Below are 18,179 nucleotides of genomic sequence, written 5' to 3'. Positions count from 1 at the left end.
ATATATCCACGACGACGCTGTCAGCGGAACATTGCGATCTAGACGAGGCCGGACTGCTCCACCAGATTGACCATCGTGCGGACTCCGACCGCAAGAGCGCGCTCGTCGAGGTCGAAGGTCGGCTGATGCAGGTCCAGCTGCGGGCCCTGGCCCGACCACACACCCAGCCGCGCCATCGCCCCCGGCACCTCTTCCAGATACCAGGAGAAGTCCTCGCCGCCACCGGACTGGTGGGTGTCGGCCAGTGCCTCCGGCCCGAGCGCCTCGATGGCGTGGGTGAAGATGCGGGTGGCCAACTCCTCGTTGACCACCGGTGGCACGCCGCGACGGTAATTCACGCTGTGCTCCACGGCAAGCGGCGCCAGTAGCGCCGAAACAGTCTCGCGAACAAGGGATTCCAGCGTGAGCCAGGTATCCCGGCTGGCGGTGCGGACAGTGCCCGCCAACGTGCCGGTCTGCGGGATCGCATTGGCCGCAACGCCGGCGTTGACCGCACCCCACACCATCACGGTGCTCTTGCGCGGGTCGATCCGCCGCGACAGCACGCCCGGCACACCGGTGATCAATGTGCCCAGCGCATACACCAGGTCCCCGGTCAGATGCGGCCGTGAGGTGTGCCCGCCCGGCGAGTGCAGGGTGATCTCGATGGAGTCCGCCGCCGACGTGATCGGTCCGAGGCGCACCGCGACCTTGCCGACCTCCAACCGCGGATCGCAATGCAGCGCGAAGATCCGCGCCACCCCGGCAACCGCCCCGGCGGCCACCGCATCGATCGCCCCACCGGGCATCAGTTCCTCGGCGGGCTGGAAGATCAACCGCACCCCCACCGGCAGTTCGGGCGCCGACGCCATCGCCAGACCGGCCCCGAGCAGCACGCTGGTGTGCGCGTCGTGCCCACAGGCGTGCGCGACCCCCGGCACCGTCGAGCTGAACGGCAAGCCCGTGCGTTCGGCCATGGGCAGCGCATCCATATCGGCGCGCAGCGCGATCCGCGGACGATCCTCGGGACCGAAGTCACAGGTCAACCCCGTACCGCCGGGGAGCACCTTCGGGTTCAATCCGGCATCGGCCAGCCGGGTGGCGACGAACTCGGTGGTCGCGAATTCTTGCCGGCCCAACTCGGGGTGGGTGTGGATGTGACGCCGCCACGCGACGAGGTCGTCGTGGTGGGCGGCCAGCCAGGCCTCGGTGTGCGCCCGCAGGGTCATGCCTTCTCCTGCCGCTCGGCTCGCGCCGCGAGCACCCTGTCCCGTTCGTTGGCATTCTCGGCCAGGGCGACGACGGTGCGCGCCAGCATGATCGCTCCTTCCACGACGGCTTTGTCCGCACTCGGACCGACAGCCGCGGCGGCGAAGCCCGGCTGATGCAGCGATGCACCTCCGGCGTCGATACCGACGACCGGATGGATACCGGGCAGTCGCTGGGTGACGTTGCCCATGTCGGTGCTGCCCAGCGGGAACGCCGCCTCCAACTCGACCGGCAGCGGATGCCGCCCGGCGCGCAGCAGTTCGGACCGGAACACCTCCGAGAGGAACCGGTCGGGCATCAGCGCGTCGTACGGCGGGGCCGTCTCGCGGATCTCGTGGGTGGCGCCGGTGGCGACCGCGCCCGCCGCGAAGCAGCCGGCCATCCGCTCCTCAAGGGCCTGCAGCGAGGTCATGTCGTTGGCCCGCATGGTGTAGCGCAGCTCGGCGTGACCGGGGATGACGTTGGCGGCCTGCCCGCCATCGGTGACGATGCCATGCATCATCTGCCCCGGCATCAGCTGCTGGCGGAGCAACCCGATGGCCACCTGTGCCACGGTGACCGCGTCGGCGGCATTGATCCCCAGGTATGGCGCGACCGCGGCGTGCGATTCCCGGCCCGTGTAACCGACGGCGACCTCGGACAGCGCCAGTGAACGCGCCGCCGGGATATCGGCGGGCCCGGGATGCAGCATCACCGACGCGGCGACGTCATCGAACGTTCCGGCGTTGAGCAACAACACCTTTCCGCCACCGGCCTCCTCGGCCGGGGTGCCGATCAGCACCACTGTCAGGCCGAGCTCATCGGCCACCTCGGCCAGCGCCAGAGCGGTGCCCACGGCGGAGGCGGCGATGATGTTGTGTCCGCACGCGTGCCCGATCTCGGGCAGCGCGTCGTACTCGGCACAGATTCCGATGACCAGGTCCCCGCTGCCGTATTCGGCGCGGAACGCGGTGTCCAGTCCGCCGACTGCATCCACGACGTCGAAACCGCGTTCGACGACCAGCGCGCGGGTCTTGGCGCAGCTGCGGTGTTCGGCGAAGGCCAGCTCGGGCTCGGCGTGGATCTCATGCGACAGCGCGATCAGGTCGCCGCTGCGACGCTTGACGGCGTCTTCGACGCGCGACGACGCGGTGACCGTGGACATCCTGGCAGTATCTCACTCGTGTCTGATGCTCAGTCGGCCGCCGATGCCGCCGCCCAAGCGATCGGTGAGCGCACCGGTGAGTCCACCCATGATGTCGCCGTCATCCTCGGCTCGGGGTGGGCGCCGGCGCTGACCGCGCTCGGTGCACCGACCGCGTCCCTGCCGATGGCCGACCTGCCGGGTTTCACCCCGCCCACCGCGGCCGGGCACAGCGGTCAGGTGCACTCGCTGCGCATCGGCGGGCACCGGGTTCTGGTGCTGGTGGGGCGGATCCACGCCTACGAGGGACACGACCTCCGCCATGTCGTGCATCCCGTGCGCACGGCGTGCGCGGCCGGAGTGGGCACTGTCATCTTGACCAATGCCGCCGGGGGCCTGCGCGCCGACATGTCCGTCGGGCAACCGGTGCTGATCTCCGACCACCTGAACCTGACCGCGCGCTCGCCGCTGGTGGGTGCGCAGTTCGTCGATCTGGTGGACGCCTACTCCCCCGCGCTGCGTGCCGCGGCGCGGGATATCGATCCCGACCTGGCCGAGGGCGTATATGCCGGCCTGCCGGGCCCACACTATGAGACACCCGCGGAGATCCGGATGCTGCGCACGATCGGCGCCGACCTGGTCGGCATGTCGACGGTGCACGAGACGATCGCGGCCCGGGCCGCAGGCGCCGCGGTCCTGGGCATCTCGCTGGTGACCAATCTGGCTGCCGGGATGACCGGCCAGCCGCTCAACCACGAAGAGGTACTGGAGGCGGGCCGGCAGTCGGCGACCCGGATGGGTGCACTGCTGGCGGCGGTCATCGAACGGATCTGAACCGACCCGACCGAGCTCAGCCCACCAGATAGCGCTGCAGCGTCGGTCCGATCCAGGCCACCACGTCCTCGTTCGTCATCTGCCGTAGCGGCGGGAAGGCAAGGACGTAGCGGCACAACGCCATTCCGAGCACCTGGGTGGCGGCCAGGGCGGCGCGGGTGGGCGCCTGTGCCGGATCGTCGATGACCTTGCCGATCACCGGGGCCAGCTGTGCGGCGAAGATCGTTCGCATCCGTTCGGCCACCGCCTCGTTGGTGACGCCGGCGCGCAGCAGGATGAGCAGCGCCTCGTCGCGCTCCCACCGCTCGATGAAATGGGATGCGAGCGCACCGCCGATGTCGTCGGTCGGGATGTCGGCCAGATCCGGCAGTTCCAGATCGAACTCGGCGGCCGCGGCGAAGAGGTTCTCCTTGGTGCCGAAGTAGCGCATGACCATCGACGGGTCGATGCCGGCGTCGCCGGCGATGGCCCGGATGGTGCCGCGTTCGTAGCCGTCGGCGGCGAAGCGTTCCCTGGCCGCGGCCAGGATCGCCGCCTTGGTCTCGGATGACGATCGCCTCATGCCAACGATCGTAGGCCAACGGTTGTTGACATTACTGCCGTGCCGCGCATAGCTTTGTCAACAACTGTTGGCCAACACATGTTGACAAAGGAGTGACGATGAACGATGTGCTGATAGTCGGCGCCGGACCGGTCGGGCTGACCGCCGCCATCGTGCTCACCCAGCGGGGCCGCCGCGTCCAGGTGATCGACAACCAGGCCGAGGGCGCCAACACCTCGCGTGCCGCCGTGGTCCACGCCCGCACCCTGGAACTACTCGCTCCCTACGCGGTGTCGCCCGACCTCATTGCCCGCGGCGTCCACGTACCGGCCTTCAGCATTCGCGATCGGGACGCCACTCTGCTCAAGGTGCCGTTCGACGATCTCCCGACCGCGTATCCGTACACGTTGATGATCCCCCAGGCCGATACCGAGGCCCTGCTACTGCAGCGGCTGGAACACCTCGGCGGACACGTGCTGCGGCCGGTGACCCTGACCGACGTCACGCAGCATGGCGACGGCATCGCCGCCGTATGCGCCGATGGCCGCGAGATCCGCGCCCGCTATCTTCTGGGCGCCGACGGTCTGCACAGCACCGTGCGCGAGCGTGCCGGCATCGGCTTCGCCGGTGACACCTACGCCGACGCGTTCGTCCTGGCCGACGTGCGATTGGCCGGGGGCCTCGGCGCCGGGGAGGTCATCCTCTACTTCTCACCGGCGGGCCTGGTGGTCGTCGCACCACTGCCCGAGGGGCGGCACCGGATCGTGGCGACGGTCGACGACGCGCCGGCCGAACCCAACGCCGCCTTCGTCCAACGCCTGCTCGAGGAGCGGGGCCCGCAGGCAAGGCCGGCCGTCGTCGAGCAGATCGTCTGGAGTTCGCGTTTCCGCGTGCATCACCGCATCGCCGAGGCCTTCCGCAGCGACCGGATATTGCTGGCCGGCGATGCCGCCCACGTGCACTCGCCGGCCGGCGGACAAGGGATGAACCTCGGCATCGAGGACGCGGTGGCCGCCGGTGAGACGCTCGACCGGGTACTGGACGGGGCACCGGAGCGCCTGCTCGATGCGTACGCCGCCGAGCGCAGGAGCACCGCCGAAAGCGTCATCGCACTGGCGGGTCGGCTCACCGATCTGGCGACACTGCCACCCGGGCGGCGCAGGCTCCGCAACGCCGCACTCCGGATCGCCGGCACGGTGCCCGCCGTTCGGCGCGCCGCGGCGCGGCGACTGTCCGGCTTGGATCGACGTTAGACGTGCGCGACGGACCGCCGCCTGCTCAGCGCGGCCATTCCCTTGGCCAGGAACGGGGCGGCGAACAGCATCAGCAGGATCCGCACCACCTGGGCCGCGACGATGAAGGTCACATTGGAACCGGTGTCGACAGCGGTGGCCAGGACCGCGTACACCCCACCGGGACTGGTCGCCAGGTATCCCTCCAGCAGGCTCAGACCGGTGACGTGGGCCAGCAGCACGCCCAGCCCCGCGGTGGCGACGGTCAGCAGCACGATCAGCGCCAGCGCGGCGGGCAGCGCCCGACCGACCGAACGCAGGGACTCGCGGGTGAACGCCAGGCCGGCCTGCCACCCGATCAGCAGGTAGCCGAGTTGGACGAGCACGACGGGGACGGTCAGACCGAACGAGTAGCCGCTGAGCTCAAGGCCGACGGTCAGCGCCAGCGGTCCGAGCAGGCCGGCGCCCGGTAGCCGGATCAGCCTGCCGACCAGCGCACCGACGATGATCAGCGCCGCCATGATCGCGACGCTGAGATACCAAGGCGCCGGGCTGGTTTCGCCGAGCGGGGAGGCGGCCGGATGCGACTTGTCCGCATGGAAGATCAGCGTCACCACCACCGGCATGGATGCCGTCACCACCCCGACCCGCAGATACTGCACCACCGAGACGACGCGTTCGTCACCGCCGAGATCCCTGGCGATCGCGACCAGACCGGACGCCCCGCCGGCCGTCAGGGCCAGTGACCCCGTCAGCGGGCTGATATCGCGTCGCAATCCCAACAACGCCCCGGCAAGCACGCTCAGCGCCAGCGTCGCGACCACGATCGCCAGGACGACCGGCCAGTCCGGCCCAAGGGCGGCCGCCGCGCCCGGGGAGACCATCGTCCCGATGTAGACACCGAGGACGCCCTGGGCGGCCATGCCGGCCCGACGCGGGATGCCGGCCGGCGCGAACGACGTCAGCGCCAAGCCGATCCCGACGACCAGCGCGGCGAACAGCGCGGCCGACGGGACGCCGAGGGCGGTGAATCCCGCGGTCACCCCGACGCTGACCACCGCCAGCACCAGCCATTTCGCCGTTGAACGCAGCGCCTCAGCCAACCCGCCACCTCCTCATATGACAAGTATGGACTTGCTAATTGAAGATCGCAAACAGCGTCTACCCTCAAAATCAATAAGGTATAACTTGGTTTATGAGTGCGTCCGATAGCTCCGCCGCGACGGAGCTCCGTGAGTCGGTGATGGCCGTGGCCCGCCAATTGCGCCGCCATCGGCCCGACCATGGCCTCACCCTGAGCCAGATGCAGGTGCTTGCCGAGGTGACCCGCACCGGGGCGGCCACCCCCGCCGAGCTCGCCGCACGGATGCATGTGCGGGTGCAGTCGCTCACCGACAGCATCAACGGACTCGTCACCGCGGGCCTCGCCTCGCGCCGCACCGACGACGGCGATCGCAGGAGACAACTGGTGGAGCTGACCGAGGCCGGAGCACGGTTGCTGGCCACCGATCGTGCCGAACGCGATGCCTGGTTGCACCGCTCGATGCGGGAGAACCTCACCGATCTGGAGTTCGACCTGCTGATGCTGGTGGCCCCGGTACTGCGCAAACTGGCCGATGCCGAACCGGGCACAATCGGGGCATGACGCAGCCGCAGGATTGGATCGCCCACGACCCGGATCCGGTCACCGCAGCCGAGCTGTCCGCGTGCGATGATGCCGAGCTCGCCCGACGGTTCGCCCACCCGTTGACCTTCGGCACCGCGGGATTGCGCGGGCCGGTGCGGGGCGGACCGGACGCCATGAACCTGGCCGTCGTGTTGCGCACCACCTGGGCGTTGGCGCAGGTACTCAAGGGCAGTTGCCTGGGCGGATCACCGGTCGTCGTGGGCCGCGACGCCCGACACGGTTCCGAGCAGTTCGCCATCGCTGCGGCAGAAGTGCTTGCCGCCGAAGGTTTCTCCGTCATCCAGCTGTACACACCGGCACCGACCCCGGTGGTGGCGTTCGCGGTCCGCAGGCTCGGCGCGGCCGCCGGGGTGCAGATCACCGCCTCGCACAACCCGGCCGCCGACAACGGCTACAAGGTGTACGGCGACGGTGGGATGCAGATCATCTCGCCCACCGATCGCGACATCGAGTCCACCGTCGCCCGCGCCCCCTATGCCGACGAGATAGCCCGGGTTCCGGTGCAGCCCGCCGGCGCCAACCTCATCACCGCGTACCTCGAGCACGCCGCGGCGGTACGCCGCACGGCCGGGTCGGTACGCGTGGCGTTGACCCCGCTGCACGGCGTGGGTGGCGAATTCGCCCTTGACGCACTGGCGTTGGCCGGTATCGACGATGTGCACGTCGTGGATTCGCAGTTCGCTCCGGATCCGGACTTCCCGACAGTCGCCTTCCCCAATCCGGAAGAACCGGGCGCCACCGATCGCCTGCTGGCACTCGCCGCCGAGGTGGACGCCGATATCGCGATCGCGCTGGACCCCGATGCGGATCGGTGCGCCGTCGGCGTCCCGACCCCCAGCGGTTGGCGCATGCTCAGTGGCGACGAAACCGGTTGGCTGTTGGGCGATTATCTGCTCTCCCAGCATGACGATCCGGCCCAGGCACTGGTCGCCAGCACCGTGGTGTCCTCGCGCATGCTCGCGGCCATCGCCGAAGCCCATGGCGCCCGGCACGCCGAGACGCTGACCGGGTTCAAATGGCTGGCGCGCGCCGGCGACGGACTGGTCTACGCCTACGAGGAGGCCATCGGGCACTGCGTGGACCCGGACACCGTGCGGGACAAGGACGGCATCAGCGCCGCCGTGCTGGCTTGCGATCTGGTGACCGCACTACGCACACAGGGCCGTACCCCGCTCGAGGCGCTCGACGACCTGGCCCGTCGCCACGGTGTGCACCTGACGCTGGCCGTCTCCCGACGCGTCGACGATGCCGATGCCGCGATGGCCCGGCTACGCGCCGATCCACCCGCCGAGCTCGCGGCAGTGCCGGTGACCGTCGAGGATCTGGCCCAGCGCCGCGGGCAGCAGCGCACCGACGCGTTGATCTTCACCGGCGACGGGGTGCGTGTGGTGGTGCGGCCGTCGGGTACCGAGCCGAAGTTGAAGTCCTATATCGAGATTCGCCGGCCGCGTACCGATGACCTGGCTGCGGCCCGGGCGGAGGCCGCGGAGCTGGGTGCCGCGGTGCGCTCGGTCGTCGAGCAGTTCTAGTCAGCGCGGACCGAACTGACGGTCACCGGCATCGCCCAATCCCGGTACGATATAAGCGATCTCGTTCAATCCATCGTCCACGGCGGCGGTGATCAGCCGGATGCCGGGCGCCGCCGCCTCCAATGCGGCGATACCTTCGGGCGCACACACCACGCAGATGGCGGTGATGTCGTCGGCGTTGCGGTCACGCAAGAGGCCCAGGGTGTGCGCCATCGATCCGCCGGTAGCCAGCATCGGGTCGAGCACGAAAACCGAACGGCCGCGCAGATCGTCGGGCAGCGACGCCAGGTAGGGGGTGGGTTGGTGGGTCTGCTCGTCCCGCGCGATCCCGACGAACCCGACCTGCGCCTCCGGAATCAGCGCATGCGCCTGGTCGACCATGCCCAGTCCGGCCCGCAGCACCGGCACCAGCAGCGGCGGATTGGCCAACCGGGCGCCCGCGGTCTCGATCAGCGGGGTGCGCACCGGGATCGACTCGACCGCCGCCTCGCGGGTGGCCTCATAGACCAGCATCAGGGTCAGGTCCCGCAGCGCCGCCCGGAAGGCCGCGTTATCGGTGCGCTCATCGCGCAGGGCGGTCAGCCGGGCGGCAGCCAACGGGTGATCGACGATCTGGACGCTGAGGTGACCCATGGGCAGAGAGACTAGTCGGCAACAGTGGCGGACCCACACTCGAAAACCGGATGGAACCGAACCGGCACCGGCTGCGTCATAACGACATGTTCGTTGATACCGCGGCCCTCGGAATCCGGGCCGTCGAACTGGCCCGGTTGTCCACCGACCTCGCCGCGGTCGCGGCCGACCTCCCAGGAGCCGCTGCCGTCTGCGCCGGTGCGCTCGGTCCGATCGGGACCGATTTCGTGGCCGCCCTCACCGGCGCACTGGACGCGGCGGCAGATCTGACGCATCGGCTCGCGGCCGCCATGGGCACCGCAGGCGATACCACCGCGCGCACCGCCGCGGACTATCTCGAAGCCGACCGGCATTCCGCGCTGCGGCTCGCGCTCTGACATGCCCATCGCGCTCAGCACCCCGCTTCATCTTCTGCTCGCACAGCTCGGGCCGGGCACACCCGCGCGTCCCGAGGCCGAGCTCGCCGCGCTGCGTTCCCGGTTGTCCGAGACCGCCGCGGCACTCGGCCGTCTGGCCGAGGCGCTACTGCAGTCCTGGTCCGGCCCGGCCGCATCGGCGGCATCGGGATATCTGCGCGAGGTCTCCGATGCACTGCACGCCCTCGCCGAGCATCTCGGTGCGCTGGGCGCCGAGGTCGGCGAGGCCGCCGGGACCGTCACCCGCGCGCGGGCCGAGCTCGAACGGCTGATCACCGACTTCGAAGCGCGGGCCGCCGCGCTGAACGCCCCACCCGGTGGGACCGAGGTACTCGCCGACGAGGCAGCGCGCGCCCACGCCGCCGCACGCGGGTTGGTCGGCGATCTCCGCGGTCAACTGGCGGGCGGTGCGCAGAACCTCGGCGCATCCGCTCCGGCGCTTTCACCCGCGCTCGCACCGGCCGGCCTCGGCGGAATGGCCGCCGGTTCCGCCGCCGGCGCCCGGCCGGGTTCCGGGCTCGCCGACGCGGTTCTCACCGCACACCGGCAGATCGAGGCGCCCGATGCCGCACAGTTCGGTGCCGGCGAGGCCGTCCGCTTACCCGACGGCAGCGTGGTGGCGGCCCCGAATGCCGTGGCGGCCGGCGCCGTGCGCCACGCCCTCACCCAGCTCGGGGTGCCCTACCAATGGGGTGGCACGACGGCCGGGGTCGGGCTGGACTGCAGCGGGCTGACGCAGTGGGCCTACCGGGAGGCCGGTCTGGACATCCCGCGGCTGGCCCAGGAACAGGACATCGGGGCGGCGGTGGACGCCGGGTCGCTGCGTCCCGGCGACCTGGCCGTCTGGGACGGTCACGTCGCGATGATCGTCGGCAACAACACCATGATCGAAGCCGGTGACCCGGTCCAGCTCTCCCCCGTCCGCACTACCAATGCCGGCCAGGGATTCCAGGGTTTCTGGCGTCCCACCGCGTGACCGTTCCGGTGCTGAGCTGGGTGTGGCCCGGAACCGCTCAGCATGCATCGTTACGCTATGCGCCATGGCGGCTGACATCGTGCCGGTCCGGCTCGGACTGACCAATGGCGACCTGTACACCCTGTGGGCTCCGCGCTGGCGCGATGCCGGTGACGAATGGGAGGCATTCCTCGGCAAGGACGAGGACATCTACGCCTTCGAGTCCGTCGCCGATCTGGCCGCGTTCGTCCGGACCAACGACGACAACGACCTCACCGATCACCCGGCCTGGGACAAGCTCGTCAAGGCCAACGCGCACCGTTTCGCTCCGACCGAGGAACGCCAGCACGATCTCATCGGGGTTCCCGAGCTCGTCGCCGAGAAGCCGACCGCCGATTCGGTGGCCACGCTGCACGGTGTGCTGGCGCTGGTCTCGGCCATCGGATCGGTGTGCGAACTGCCGACCATCACCAAGTTCTTCAACGGCAACCCGGTGCTGGGCACCCTCGGCGGCGGTATCGAGGCGTTCGAGGGCCGCGCGGGACGTAAGCGCTGGACCGAGATCGAGGCGGTGATCGGCCGGGCCTGGGACGGCGTCGTCGACACCATCGACGAACTGGTCAGCACGCCCGAGGTGAACCAGGCCGAATCGGCCAAGGCCGCCGCCGAGCTCGACGAGCCCGCCCCCGAGATCGACGACATCCTGGTCGACGACGATGACGATGACGTGGTCATCGAGGGTGTGGTCGACACCGAGGAGGAAGAAGAGGCGCTCGAAGCCGAGGCCGAACGCCAGGTCCTCGGCAGCGACGACGACTTCTGGACCCAGGTCGGCATCGATCCGATCCGCATCATCACCAGCAGCGGAACGCTGTACACCCTGCGCTGCTATGTCGGCGATGATCCCCGCTTCCTCGGCCGCAACGGTCGGATCAGCGTCTTCAGCTCCGAACGGACACTGGCCCGCTACCTGGCCGACGAGCACGAGAGCGATCTGTCCGGGTTCAGCTCCTACGAGATCATCCGGACCGCCGCCACCGACGGGTCGCTGCGCGTGGAGGTCACCGACGAGAACATCTACGTGCTCTCCGGTCTGGTCGACGATATCGCCGACGGCCCGGAGGCAGTGGATCGCGACCAGCTCGATCTGGCGCTGGAACTGCTCAACGACGTCGGCGACTACGCCGAGGACCCGATCGTGTCCAAGGCGCTGGCGGCCGATCAGCCGCTGGGTTCGTTCGTCGCGCACGTGCTCGACCCCGCCAAGCCGCGGCCCAAGGGATCGACAGCGGCGGCCGTCGAACAATGGGAGGCGCTGGAGCGCTTCGTCGAATCGCGCCTGCGTCCCGAGTGATTTGTGGAGTCGTGTTGTGTGGAGTCTCAGCCGCCCCGGTGACGGCTGAGACTCCACAAACCGTCAGCCGATCAGTACCGCATACCGCGGCTTGATGACCCCGTCGATCAGTGCCAGCCGTTCGTCGAAATGCAGGAACGACGATTTCATGGCGTTGATCGTGAACCGTTCCAGATCGCTCCAGCCGTAACCGAACGCCTCCACCAGGCGCAGCATCTCCTGGCTCATGGTGGTGTCGCTCATCAGCCTGTTGTCGGTGTTCACCGTGACCCGGAATCGCGCTCGCGCCAACAGATCGAACGGGTGCTCGGCGATGCTGTCCACCGCACCGGTTTGCACGTTGGAGCTCGGGCACAGCTCCAACGGAATTCGCTTGTCCCGCAGTAGCGCGGCCAGCCGCCCCAGCTCCAGAGTGCCGTCCTCGGCCACCGTGATGTCGTCGGCGATGCGCACCCCGTGGCCCAGTCGATCCGCGCCGCAGAAGGCGATGGCCTCGTGGATGGACGGCAGACCGAACGCCTCCCCGGCGTGAATGGTGAAGCGCGCGTTGTTACTTCGCATGTACTCGAAGGCGTCCAGGTGTCGGCTCGGCGGATATCCGGCCTCGGCACCGGCGATGTCGAAACCGACCACCCCGCGGTCGCGGAACCGCACCGCCAGCTCGGCGATCTCCCGGGAGCGGGCGGCGTGCCGCATGGCGGTCACCAGGCAGCGCACCACGATCGGGCGACCGGCACCGGCGGCGGCCTTCTCCCCCTCGGCGAACCCGTCGAGCACCGCGTCGACGACCGCATCGAGGGACAATCCCCCGTCGATATGCAGTTCGGGGGCGAATCGCACCTCGGCGTAGACCACATTGTCCTCGGCCAGATCCTCGACGCATTCATATGCCACCCGGTGCAGTGCTTCCGGCGTCTGCATCACCCCGACGGTGTGCGCGAAGGGCTCCAGATAGCGCACCAGCGAACCGCTGTGGGCCGCGGTGCGGAAGAAAGTCGCCAACTCGTCGGCATCGGTGGCGGGCAGGTCCGCATAGCCGGTCTGCTCGGCCAGCTCCAGCACCGTGGCGGGCCGGAGCCCGCCGTCGAGATGATCGTGCAGCAGGGCCTTGGGAGCCTGTTTGATGAGATCCAGCGTCAATGGCGTGCTCATCTGTCCATCTTCCTCGTTGACGCAACCGGGCGCCGCCCAGTTAACCGAACCGTCGCCGGCGCGCCATCAACCGATCCGATCGATGATCAGCGGCCCGATCCGCGGCGGCTCCTCGACCACGCTCCACCCGCCGTCGAGCTCGGCCAGTGCGGGAGCCAGCCGTCCGGGGGTGTCGGTATAGAGCGTGAACAGTGTCTCGCCCGCGGCGACCGGCTCGCCCGGGCGCCGGTGGATACGCACCCCGGCGCCGAATTGCACGGGCTGACCGGGTGCCGCGCGACCAGCCCCGAGCCGCCAGGCCGCCATCGCCACCGACATCGCGTCGATATCGCCCATCACGCCGCCGGCTCCGGCGGTCACCGTCTCGGCATGCGCGCCGATCGGCAGGGGCACGCTGAGATCCCCACCCTGAGCCGTCACGAGTTCGCGGAACCGATCCATCGCGGTGCCGTCCCTCAGTGTCCGCGCGGGATCGACATCGTCGATGCCTGCGGCGGCGAGCATCTCGACGGCCAATGCGATCGTCAACTCGACGACATCCTCCGGACCGCCGCCGGCGAGTACCTCCAGGGACTCGGCGACCTCCAGCGCATTGCCGACGGTGCGACCCAGCGGACGGTTCATATCGGTCAGCAACGCCCGCGTCGGCACACCGCTGGCATTGCCGAGTTCGACCATGGTGGCGGCCAATTCACGGGACTCGGCCTCGGTCTTGAGGAAGGCGCCCTTGCCGACCTTGACATCGAGCACCAGCGAGGAGGCGCCCTCGGCGAGCTTCTTGCTCATCACCGAGCTGGCGATCAGTGGCAGCGACTCGGTGGTGGCGGTGATGTCACGCAGCGCGTAGATCTTGCGGTCCGCCGGAGCCAGCTCACCCGCGGCGAAGATCGCCGCCCCCACCCCGGCGAGCTGCCCGCGGATCTGCGCCGGGGACAGTTCAGCGGTGAAACCAGAGATCGACTCAAGCTTGTCCAGGGTGCCACCGGTATGGCCCAGCCCGCGACCGGCGGCCTGCGGAACCGCTGCGCCACAAGCCAGTACCACCGGTACCAGGGGGATGGTGATCTTGTCGCCGACGCCTCCGGTGGAGTGTTTGTCGACCGTCGGGCGCCCGAGGTCGCCGAAGTCGAAGCGTTCGCCGGATTCGATCATCGCCGCGGTCCAGCGGGTGATCTCCGCCGGTGTCATGCCGCGCAGGAAGATCGCCATCAGCAGCGCCGACATCTGCTCGTCGGCCACCGCTCCGCTGGTGTAGCCGTCGATCACCCAGTCGATGGCCGCGTCGGAGAGCGCACCGCCGTCGCGTTTGGTCCGGATGATCGACGGAGCGTCGAGATGCGACCTGAGATGTCGCGCATCAAACTCGGGGCTCGCCGCTGTGCTCATCGCACCCGCTCCAGATCGTCCGGGCCGAACGCGTCGGGCAGCAATTCGGCGAGTCGTTTCGGGCCGCCGGGATGGTCGATCAACAACTCGGGACCGCCGTGCTCGTAGAGCAGCTGTCGGCACCGCCCACACGGCATCAGCGGCGCCCCGTCGGCGGCCACACAGCTCAGTGCGATCAGCCGTCCACCGCCCCCGGAATGCAAGGCGCAGACCACAGCGCACTCGGCACAGAGACCTAGGCCATATGAGACATTCTCCACATTGCTTCCGAGGATTATTCGGTCATCGTCGACTATTGCCGCCGCGCCGACCGGGAAACCGGAGTACGGCGCGTACGCCCGTCGAGAAGCATCAATCGCCTTGCCACGCAGCGCTTTCCAATCGATTTCAGCAGTCATTCGATGTCCGTTCATCTTCGTCTGAATGCATTCCGAACACCGCCACCACCGGACGATCAAACTAGGTAGGTAACCCTAACTTTGTGGTACAAGGGGCGTCCGGACACCCAGGCTAGTTCTTCAGCGGCCCCAAATGGGATTAGAGTCGCCCCGAGGTTTGGGGTAGGAATCAGCCTTCTCCCCAACCGTCCACCGAAGGCGTTGGAGGACTCAATGAGCACAGCCACGGCCGCGGAATCCGATATCCCGGCACCGCGAGCGAAACCGGCGCGCCGCCGCAGTCTGTACCGCGGCGACCCAGGCATGTGGAGCTGGGTGCTGCACCGCATCACCGGCGCCACGATCTTCTTCTTCCTGCTGGTGCACGTGCTCGACACCGCACTGGTCCGGGTCAGCCCCGAGGCGTACAACTCGATCATCGAGACGTACAAGACGCCGATCATCGGGCTCATGGAGATCGGCCTCGTGGCCGCCGTGCTGTATCACGCACTCAACGGCATCCGGGTCATCCTGATCGACTTCTGGGCCAAGGGCCCCAAGTATCAGCGCAAGATGTTGTGGGTCATCGCCGGCGTCTGGCTGGCAGTGATGATCCCGTCCCTGGGAGTGATCGGTATGCACATGGCGGAGCGATTCCTGTGAGCGAGACGACCGGAGCCTGGACTCCACACCACAAGGAGGGGCGTATCGCCCCGGTGCAGGAAAAAGAGCACGACCGGCCGGCGAGCCTCGATCACCCGCGCGCACCGCGCAGGCCGCGCGGCATCCCGTACTTCGAGAAGTACGCCTGGCTGTTCATGCGGTTCTCCGGCGTCGCCCTGGTCTTCCTGGCGCTGGGCCACCTGTTCATCATGCTGCTCTGGGAAGACGGCGTGTACCGCATCGACTTCAACTATGTCGCCGAGCGCTGGGCATCGCCGTTCTGGCAGATCTGGGACATGGCGCTGTTGTGGCTGGCCATGATTCACGGCGCCAACGGCATGCGCACCATCATCGGCGACTACGCCCGCAAGAACACCACCAAGTTCTGGCTGAACTCGCTGCTGCTTTTGGCCACCGGCTTCACACTGGTGCTGGGCAGCTACGTGCTCGTCACGTTCGACGCCAACATCTAGCTAGGGACGCAGCATGATTCAAGAACATCGTTACGACGTCGTCATCGTCGGTGCCGGAGGCGCGGGTATGCGCGCCGCCGTCGAGGCCGGACCGCGCGCCCGCACCGCCGTGCTGACCAAGCTGTACCCGACCCGCAGTCACACCGGTGCGGCCCAGGGCGGCATGTGCGCGGCGCTTGCCAATGTCGAGGAAGACAACTGGGAATGGCACACCTTCGACACCGTCAAGGGTGGCGACTACCTCGCCGACCAGGACGCCGTCGAGATCATGTGCAAGGAAGCCATCGACGCGGTCTATGACCTCGAGAAGATGGGGATGCCGTTCAACCGCACCCCCGAGGGCCGCATCGATCAGCGCCGCTTCGGTGGGCACACCCGCGACCACGGCAAGGCCCCGGTCCGCCGCGCCTGTTACGCCGCCGACCGTACCGGCCACATGATCCTGCAGACCCTGTACCAAAACTGCGTCAAGCACGATGTCGAGTTCTTCAACGAGTTCTACGCCCTCGACGTCGTCCTGACCGAAACCCCCGGCGGCCCGGTGGCCACCGGTGTGGTCGCCTACGAGCTGGCCACCGGCGACATCCACGTCTTCCACGCCAAGGCGATCGTCTTCGCCACCGGCGGATCGGGCCGGATGTACAAGACCACCTCCAACGCACACACCCTCACCGGCGACGGCCTGGGCATCATCTTCCGCAAGGGACTTCCCCTGGAGGACATGGAGTTCCATCAGTTCCACCCGACAGGTCTTGCCGGGCTGGGCATTCTGATCTCCGAGGCCGTGCGCGGCGAGGGCGGACGTCTGCTCAACGCCGACGGTGAGCGCTTCATGGAGCGCTACGCCCCCACCATCGTCGACCTGGCCCCGCGCGACATCGTCGCCCGCTCGATGGTGCTCGAAGTGCTCGAAGGCCGCGGCGCCGGACCGAACAAGGACTACGTCTACATCGACGTGCGCCACCTCGGTGAGGACGTGCTGGAGGCCAAGCTGCCCGATATCACCGAGTTCGCCAGGACCTACCTTGGTGTGGATCCGGTGACCGAGCTGGTGCCGGTGTACCCCACCTGCCACTACGTGATGGGCGGAATCCCGACCAACGTCAACGGTCAGGTGTTGCGCGACAACACCAACGTCATCCCCGGCCTGTATGCCGCAGGCGAATGTGCGTGCGTGTCGGTGCACGGCTCCAACCGGCTGGGCACCAACTCGCTGCTCGACATCAACGTGTTCGGCCGTCGTGCCGGTATCGCGGCCGCGGAGTACGCCAACAACCACAACCACGTCGACCTGCCGGAGAACCCGGCGAACATGGTGGTCGAGTGGGTCGGCGACATCCTCGGCGAGCACGGCAACGAGCGCGTCGCCGACATCCGCACCGCGCTGCAGCAGTCGATGGACAACAACGCCGCGGTGTTCCGCACCGAGGAGACGCTGAAGCAGGCCCTGACCGATATCCACGCGCTCAAGGAGCGCTACTCGCGGATCACGGTGCAGGACAAGGGCAAGCGGTACAACAGCGACCTGCTGGAGGCCATCGAACTCGGCTTCCTGCTTGAGCTGGCCGAGGTGACGGTCGTGGGTGCGCTCAACCGCAAGGAATCTCGGGGCGGCCACGCGCGTGAGGATTACCCCAACCGTGATGACACCAACTACATGCGTCACACGATGGCCTACAAAGAAGGCACCGATCTGCTGAGCGATATCCGGTTGGACTACAAGCCCGTGGTCCAGACCCGGTACGAGCCGATGGAACGGAAGTACTGATGACCAGCGTTTTGGAAAAGCCTGCGACCGACGGCCCCGAGCTGCCGCCCGTTCCCGACGGCGCGGTCATGGTCACGCTGAAGATCGCCCGGTTCAACCCGGATGCCCCCGACGAGGCCGGTTACCAGAGTTTCCGCGTCCCGTGCCTGCCGAGCGACCGGCTGCTGAACCTGCTGCACTACGTGAAGTGGTACCTCGACGGCACGCTGACGTTCCGCCGGTCCTGCGCGCACGGTGTGTGCGGATCGGACGCCATGCGTATCAACGGGGTCAACCGGTTGGCATGCAAGGTGCTGATGCGGGACCTGCTGCCCAAGAAGGCGTCCAAGCAGCTGACGATCACCATCGAGCCGATCCGCGGATTGCCCGTGGAGAAGGACTTGATCGTCAACATGGAGCCGTTCTTCGACGCCTACCGCGCGGTGAAGCCGTTCCTGATCACCAGTGGCAACGCGCCGACCAAGGAGCGCATCCAGAGCGCCACCGACCGTGCCCGCTTCGACGACACCACCAAGTGCATCCTGTGCGCGTGCTGCACCACTTCGTGCCCGGTGTACTGGAGCGAGGGGTCCTATTTCGGGCCCGCCGCGATCGTCAACGCGCACCGGTTCATCTTCGACTCCCGTGACGAGGGTGCCGCCGAGCGGCTGGACATCCTCAACGAGGTCGACGGTGTGTGGCGTTGCCGCACCACCTTCAACTGCACCGAGGCATGTCCGCGTGGCATCCAGGTGACCCAGGCGATCCAAGAGGTCAAGCGCGCCCTGATGTTCGCGCGCTAGGTCCTCCTGCTTGCTTCGAGTCTGAA

The 18,179-nt window shown here is 68.3% G+C and carries 19 protein-coding genes; 11 read left to right on the top strand and 8 right to left on the bottom strand.

Translation table 11 applies throughout. The features are described from left to right. Positions 1-38: 38 nt before the first annotated feature. Together PGN27_RS20905 and PGN27_RS20900 are read right to left on the bottom strand one after the other, a co-directional pair. Entirely contained in the window at positions 39-1,208 is a 1,170-nt protein-coding gene (locus PGN27_RS20905; protein ID WP_335327829.1) for an amidohydrolase, read from the bottom strand. Next, positions 1,205-2,392 (bottom strand): M20 family metallopeptidase, encoded by a 1,188-nt coding sequence (locus tag PGN27_RS20900; protein WP_335327828.1) that lies wholly within the window; start codon positions 2,390-2,392, stop codon positions 1,205-1,207. Before PGN27_RS20900 ends, PGN27_RS20905 begins: the two co-directional genes overlap by 4 nt. 18 nt (positions 2,393-2,410) lie before the next feature. Here PGN27_RS20900 and PGN27_RS20895 point away from each other — a divergent pair, with 18 nt between their 5' ends. Further along, on the top strand, positions 2,411-3,205 hold the full coding sequence (locus PGN27_RS20895; protein WP_335327827.1) for a purine-nucleoside phosphorylase: 795 nt from the start codon (positions 2,411-2,413) through the stop codon (positions 3,203-3,205). A 16-nt stretch (positions 3,206-3,221) separates the two neighbouring features. On the opposite strand, the gene PGN27_RS20890 is transcribed toward PGN27_RS20895, so the two are convergent. Further along, entirely contained in the window at positions 3,222-3,767 is a 546-nt protein-coding gene (locus PGN27_RS20890; RefSeq protein ID WP_335327826.1) for a TetR/AcrR family transcriptional regulator, read from the bottom strand. Between the two features lie 98 nt (positions 3,768-3,865). On the opposite strand from PGN27_RS20890, the gene PGN27_RS20885 reads away from it, so the two are divergent. Continuing rightward, positions 3,866-4,999, top strand: a complete 1,134-nt coding sequence (locus PGN27_RS20885; protein WP_418888630.1) for an FAD-dependent oxidoreductase — start codon at positions 3,866-3,868, stop codon at positions 4,997-4,999. Here PGN27_RS20885 and PGN27_RS20880 read toward each other — a convergent pair. Then, positions 4,996-6,081, bottom strand: a complete 1,086-nt coding sequence (locus PGN27_RS20880; RefSeq protein ID WP_335327824.1) for an AbrB family protein — start codon at positions 6,079-6,081, stop codon at positions 4,996-4,998. The two genes, PGN27_RS20885 and PGN27_RS20880, sit on opposite strands and share 4 nt — an antisense overlap. Positions 6,082-6,173: 92 nt before the next feature. Between PGN27_RS20880 and PGN27_RS20875 the strand changes: the two genes are divergently transcribed. Continuing rightward, entirely contained in the window at positions 6,174-6,623 is a 450-nt protein-coding gene (locus PGN27_RS20875) for a MarR family winged helix-turn-helix transcriptional regulator (protein WP_335327823.1), read from the top strand. Next, on the top strand, positions 6,620-8,194 hold the full coding sequence (locus PGN27_RS20870; protein ID WP_335327822.1) for a phospho-sugar mutase: 1,575 nt from the start codon (positions 6,620-6,622) through the stop codon (positions 8,192-8,194). The genes PGN27_RS20875 and PGN27_RS20870 overlap by 4 nt, the downstream gene beginning before the upstream one ends. Here the strand turns inward: PGN27_RS20870 and upp are convergent, their stop codons facing one another. After that, positions 8,195-8,827 carry a uracil phosphoribosyltransferase gene (gene upp / locus PGN27_RS20865; RefSeq protein ID WP_335327821.1) on the bottom strand — a complete coding sequence of 211 codons (633 nt, stop codon included), beginning with the start codon at positions 8,825-8,827 and terminating at the stop codon, positions 8,195-8,197. 86 nt (positions 8,828-8,913) lie between these two features. Here upp and PGN27_RS20860 point away from each other — a divergent pair, with 86 nt between their 5' ends. The 3 genes from PGN27_RS20860 (at position 8,914) to satS (ending at position 11,552) form a co-directional block, all read left to right on the top strand. Continuing rightward, the gene (locus PGN27_RS20860) at positions 8,914-9,204 is read left to right on the top strand and encodes a type VII secretion target (protein WP_335327820.1); all 291 of its coding nucleotides are present in this window, start codon (positions 8,914-8,916) and stop codon (positions 9,202-9,204) included. Between the two features lies 1 nt (position 9,205). Then, positions 9,206-10,219 (top strand): bifunctional WXG100 family type VII secretion target/C40 family peptidase, encoded by a 1,014-nt coding sequence (locus tag PGN27_RS20855; protein ID WP_335327819.1) that lies wholly within the window; start codon positions 9,206-9,208, stop codon positions 10,217-10,219. A 64-nt stretch (positions 10,220-10,283) separates the two neighbouring features. Beyond that, on the top strand, positions 10,284-11,552 hold the full coding sequence (gene satS, locus PGN27_RS20850; RefSeq protein ID WP_335327818.1) for a protein export chaperone SatS: 1,269 nt from the start codon (positions 10,284-10,286) through the stop codon (positions 11,550-11,552). Positions 11,553-11,615: 63 nt separating this feature from the next. Here satS and PGN27_RS20845 read toward each other — a convergent pair whose 3' ends face one another. The 3 genes from PGN27_RS20845 to PGN27_RS20835 all read right to left on the bottom strand — a co-directional run bounded on the left by PGN27_RS20845 (position 11,616) and on the right by PGN27_RS20835 (position 14,488). Further along, positions 11,616-12,704, bottom strand: coding sequence for an adenosine deaminase (locus tag PGN27_RS20845; RefSeq protein ID WP_335327817.1), 1,089 nt, complete (start codon positions 12,702-12,704; stop codon positions 11,616-11,618). Positions 12,705-12,770: 66 nt separating this feature from the next. Further along, complete coding sequence (locus PGN27_RS20840) at positions 12,771-14,090, bottom strand: thymidine phosphorylase (RefSeq protein ID WP_335327816.1); 1,320 nt, start codon at positions 14,088-14,090, stop codon at positions 12,771-12,773. After that, the gene (locus tag PGN27_RS20835) at positions 14,087-14,488 is read right to left on the bottom strand and encodes a cytidine deaminase (protein WP_335327815.1); all 402 of its coding nucleotides are present in this window, start codon (positions 14,486-14,488) and stop codon (positions 14,087-14,089) included. The genes PGN27_RS20840 and PGN27_RS20835 overlap by 4 nt, the downstream gene beginning before the upstream one ends. Positions 14,489-14,701: 213 nt before the next feature. On the opposite strand from PGN27_RS20835, the gene sdhC reads away from it, so the two are divergent. Genes sdhC through PGN27_RS20815 form a run of 4 tightly spaced genes read left to right on the top strand, consistent with a single transcriptional unit; the run spans position 14,702 to position 18,153 of the window. Then, positions 14,702-15,130 (top strand): succinate dehydrogenase, cytochrome b556 subunit, encoded by a 429-nt coding sequence (gene sdhC, locus PGN27_RS20830; protein ID WP_081843397.1) that lies wholly within the window; start codon positions 14,702-14,704, stop codon positions 15,128-15,130. Beyond that, positions 15,127-15,603, top strand: a complete 477-nt coding sequence (locus tag PGN27_RS20825) for a succinate dehydrogenase hydrophobic membrane anchor subunit (RefSeq protein ID WP_335327814.1) — start codon at positions 15,127-15,129, stop codon at positions 15,601-15,603. The genes sdhC and PGN27_RS20825 overlap by 4 nt, the downstream gene beginning before the upstream one ends. Before the next feature lie 13 nt (positions 15,604-15,616). Further along, a complete protein-coding gene (gene sdhA, locus PGN27_RS20820) occupies positions 15,617-17,371 on the top strand; it encodes a succinate dehydrogenase flavoprotein subunit (RefSeq protein WP_335327813.1) in 1,755 nt (584 codons plus the stop codon). Further along, positions 17,371-18,153, top strand: coding sequence for a succinate dehydrogenase iron-sulfur subunit (locus PGN27_RS20815; protein ID WP_335327812.1), 783 nt, complete (start codon positions 17,371-17,373; stop codon positions 18,151-18,153). Before sdhA ends, PGN27_RS20815 begins: the two co-directional genes overlap by 1 nt. The last annotated feature ends 26 nt before the right edge of the window (positions 18,154-18,179 follow it).

It is taken from the genome of Mycolicibacterium neoaurum (assembly GCF_036946495.1).
Lineage (GTDB): Bacteria > Actinomycetota > Actinomycetes > Mycobacteriales > Mycobacteriaceae > Mycobacterium > Mycobacterium neoaurum_B.
This window is presented reverse-complemented; position numbering and strand designations above follow the sequence as displayed.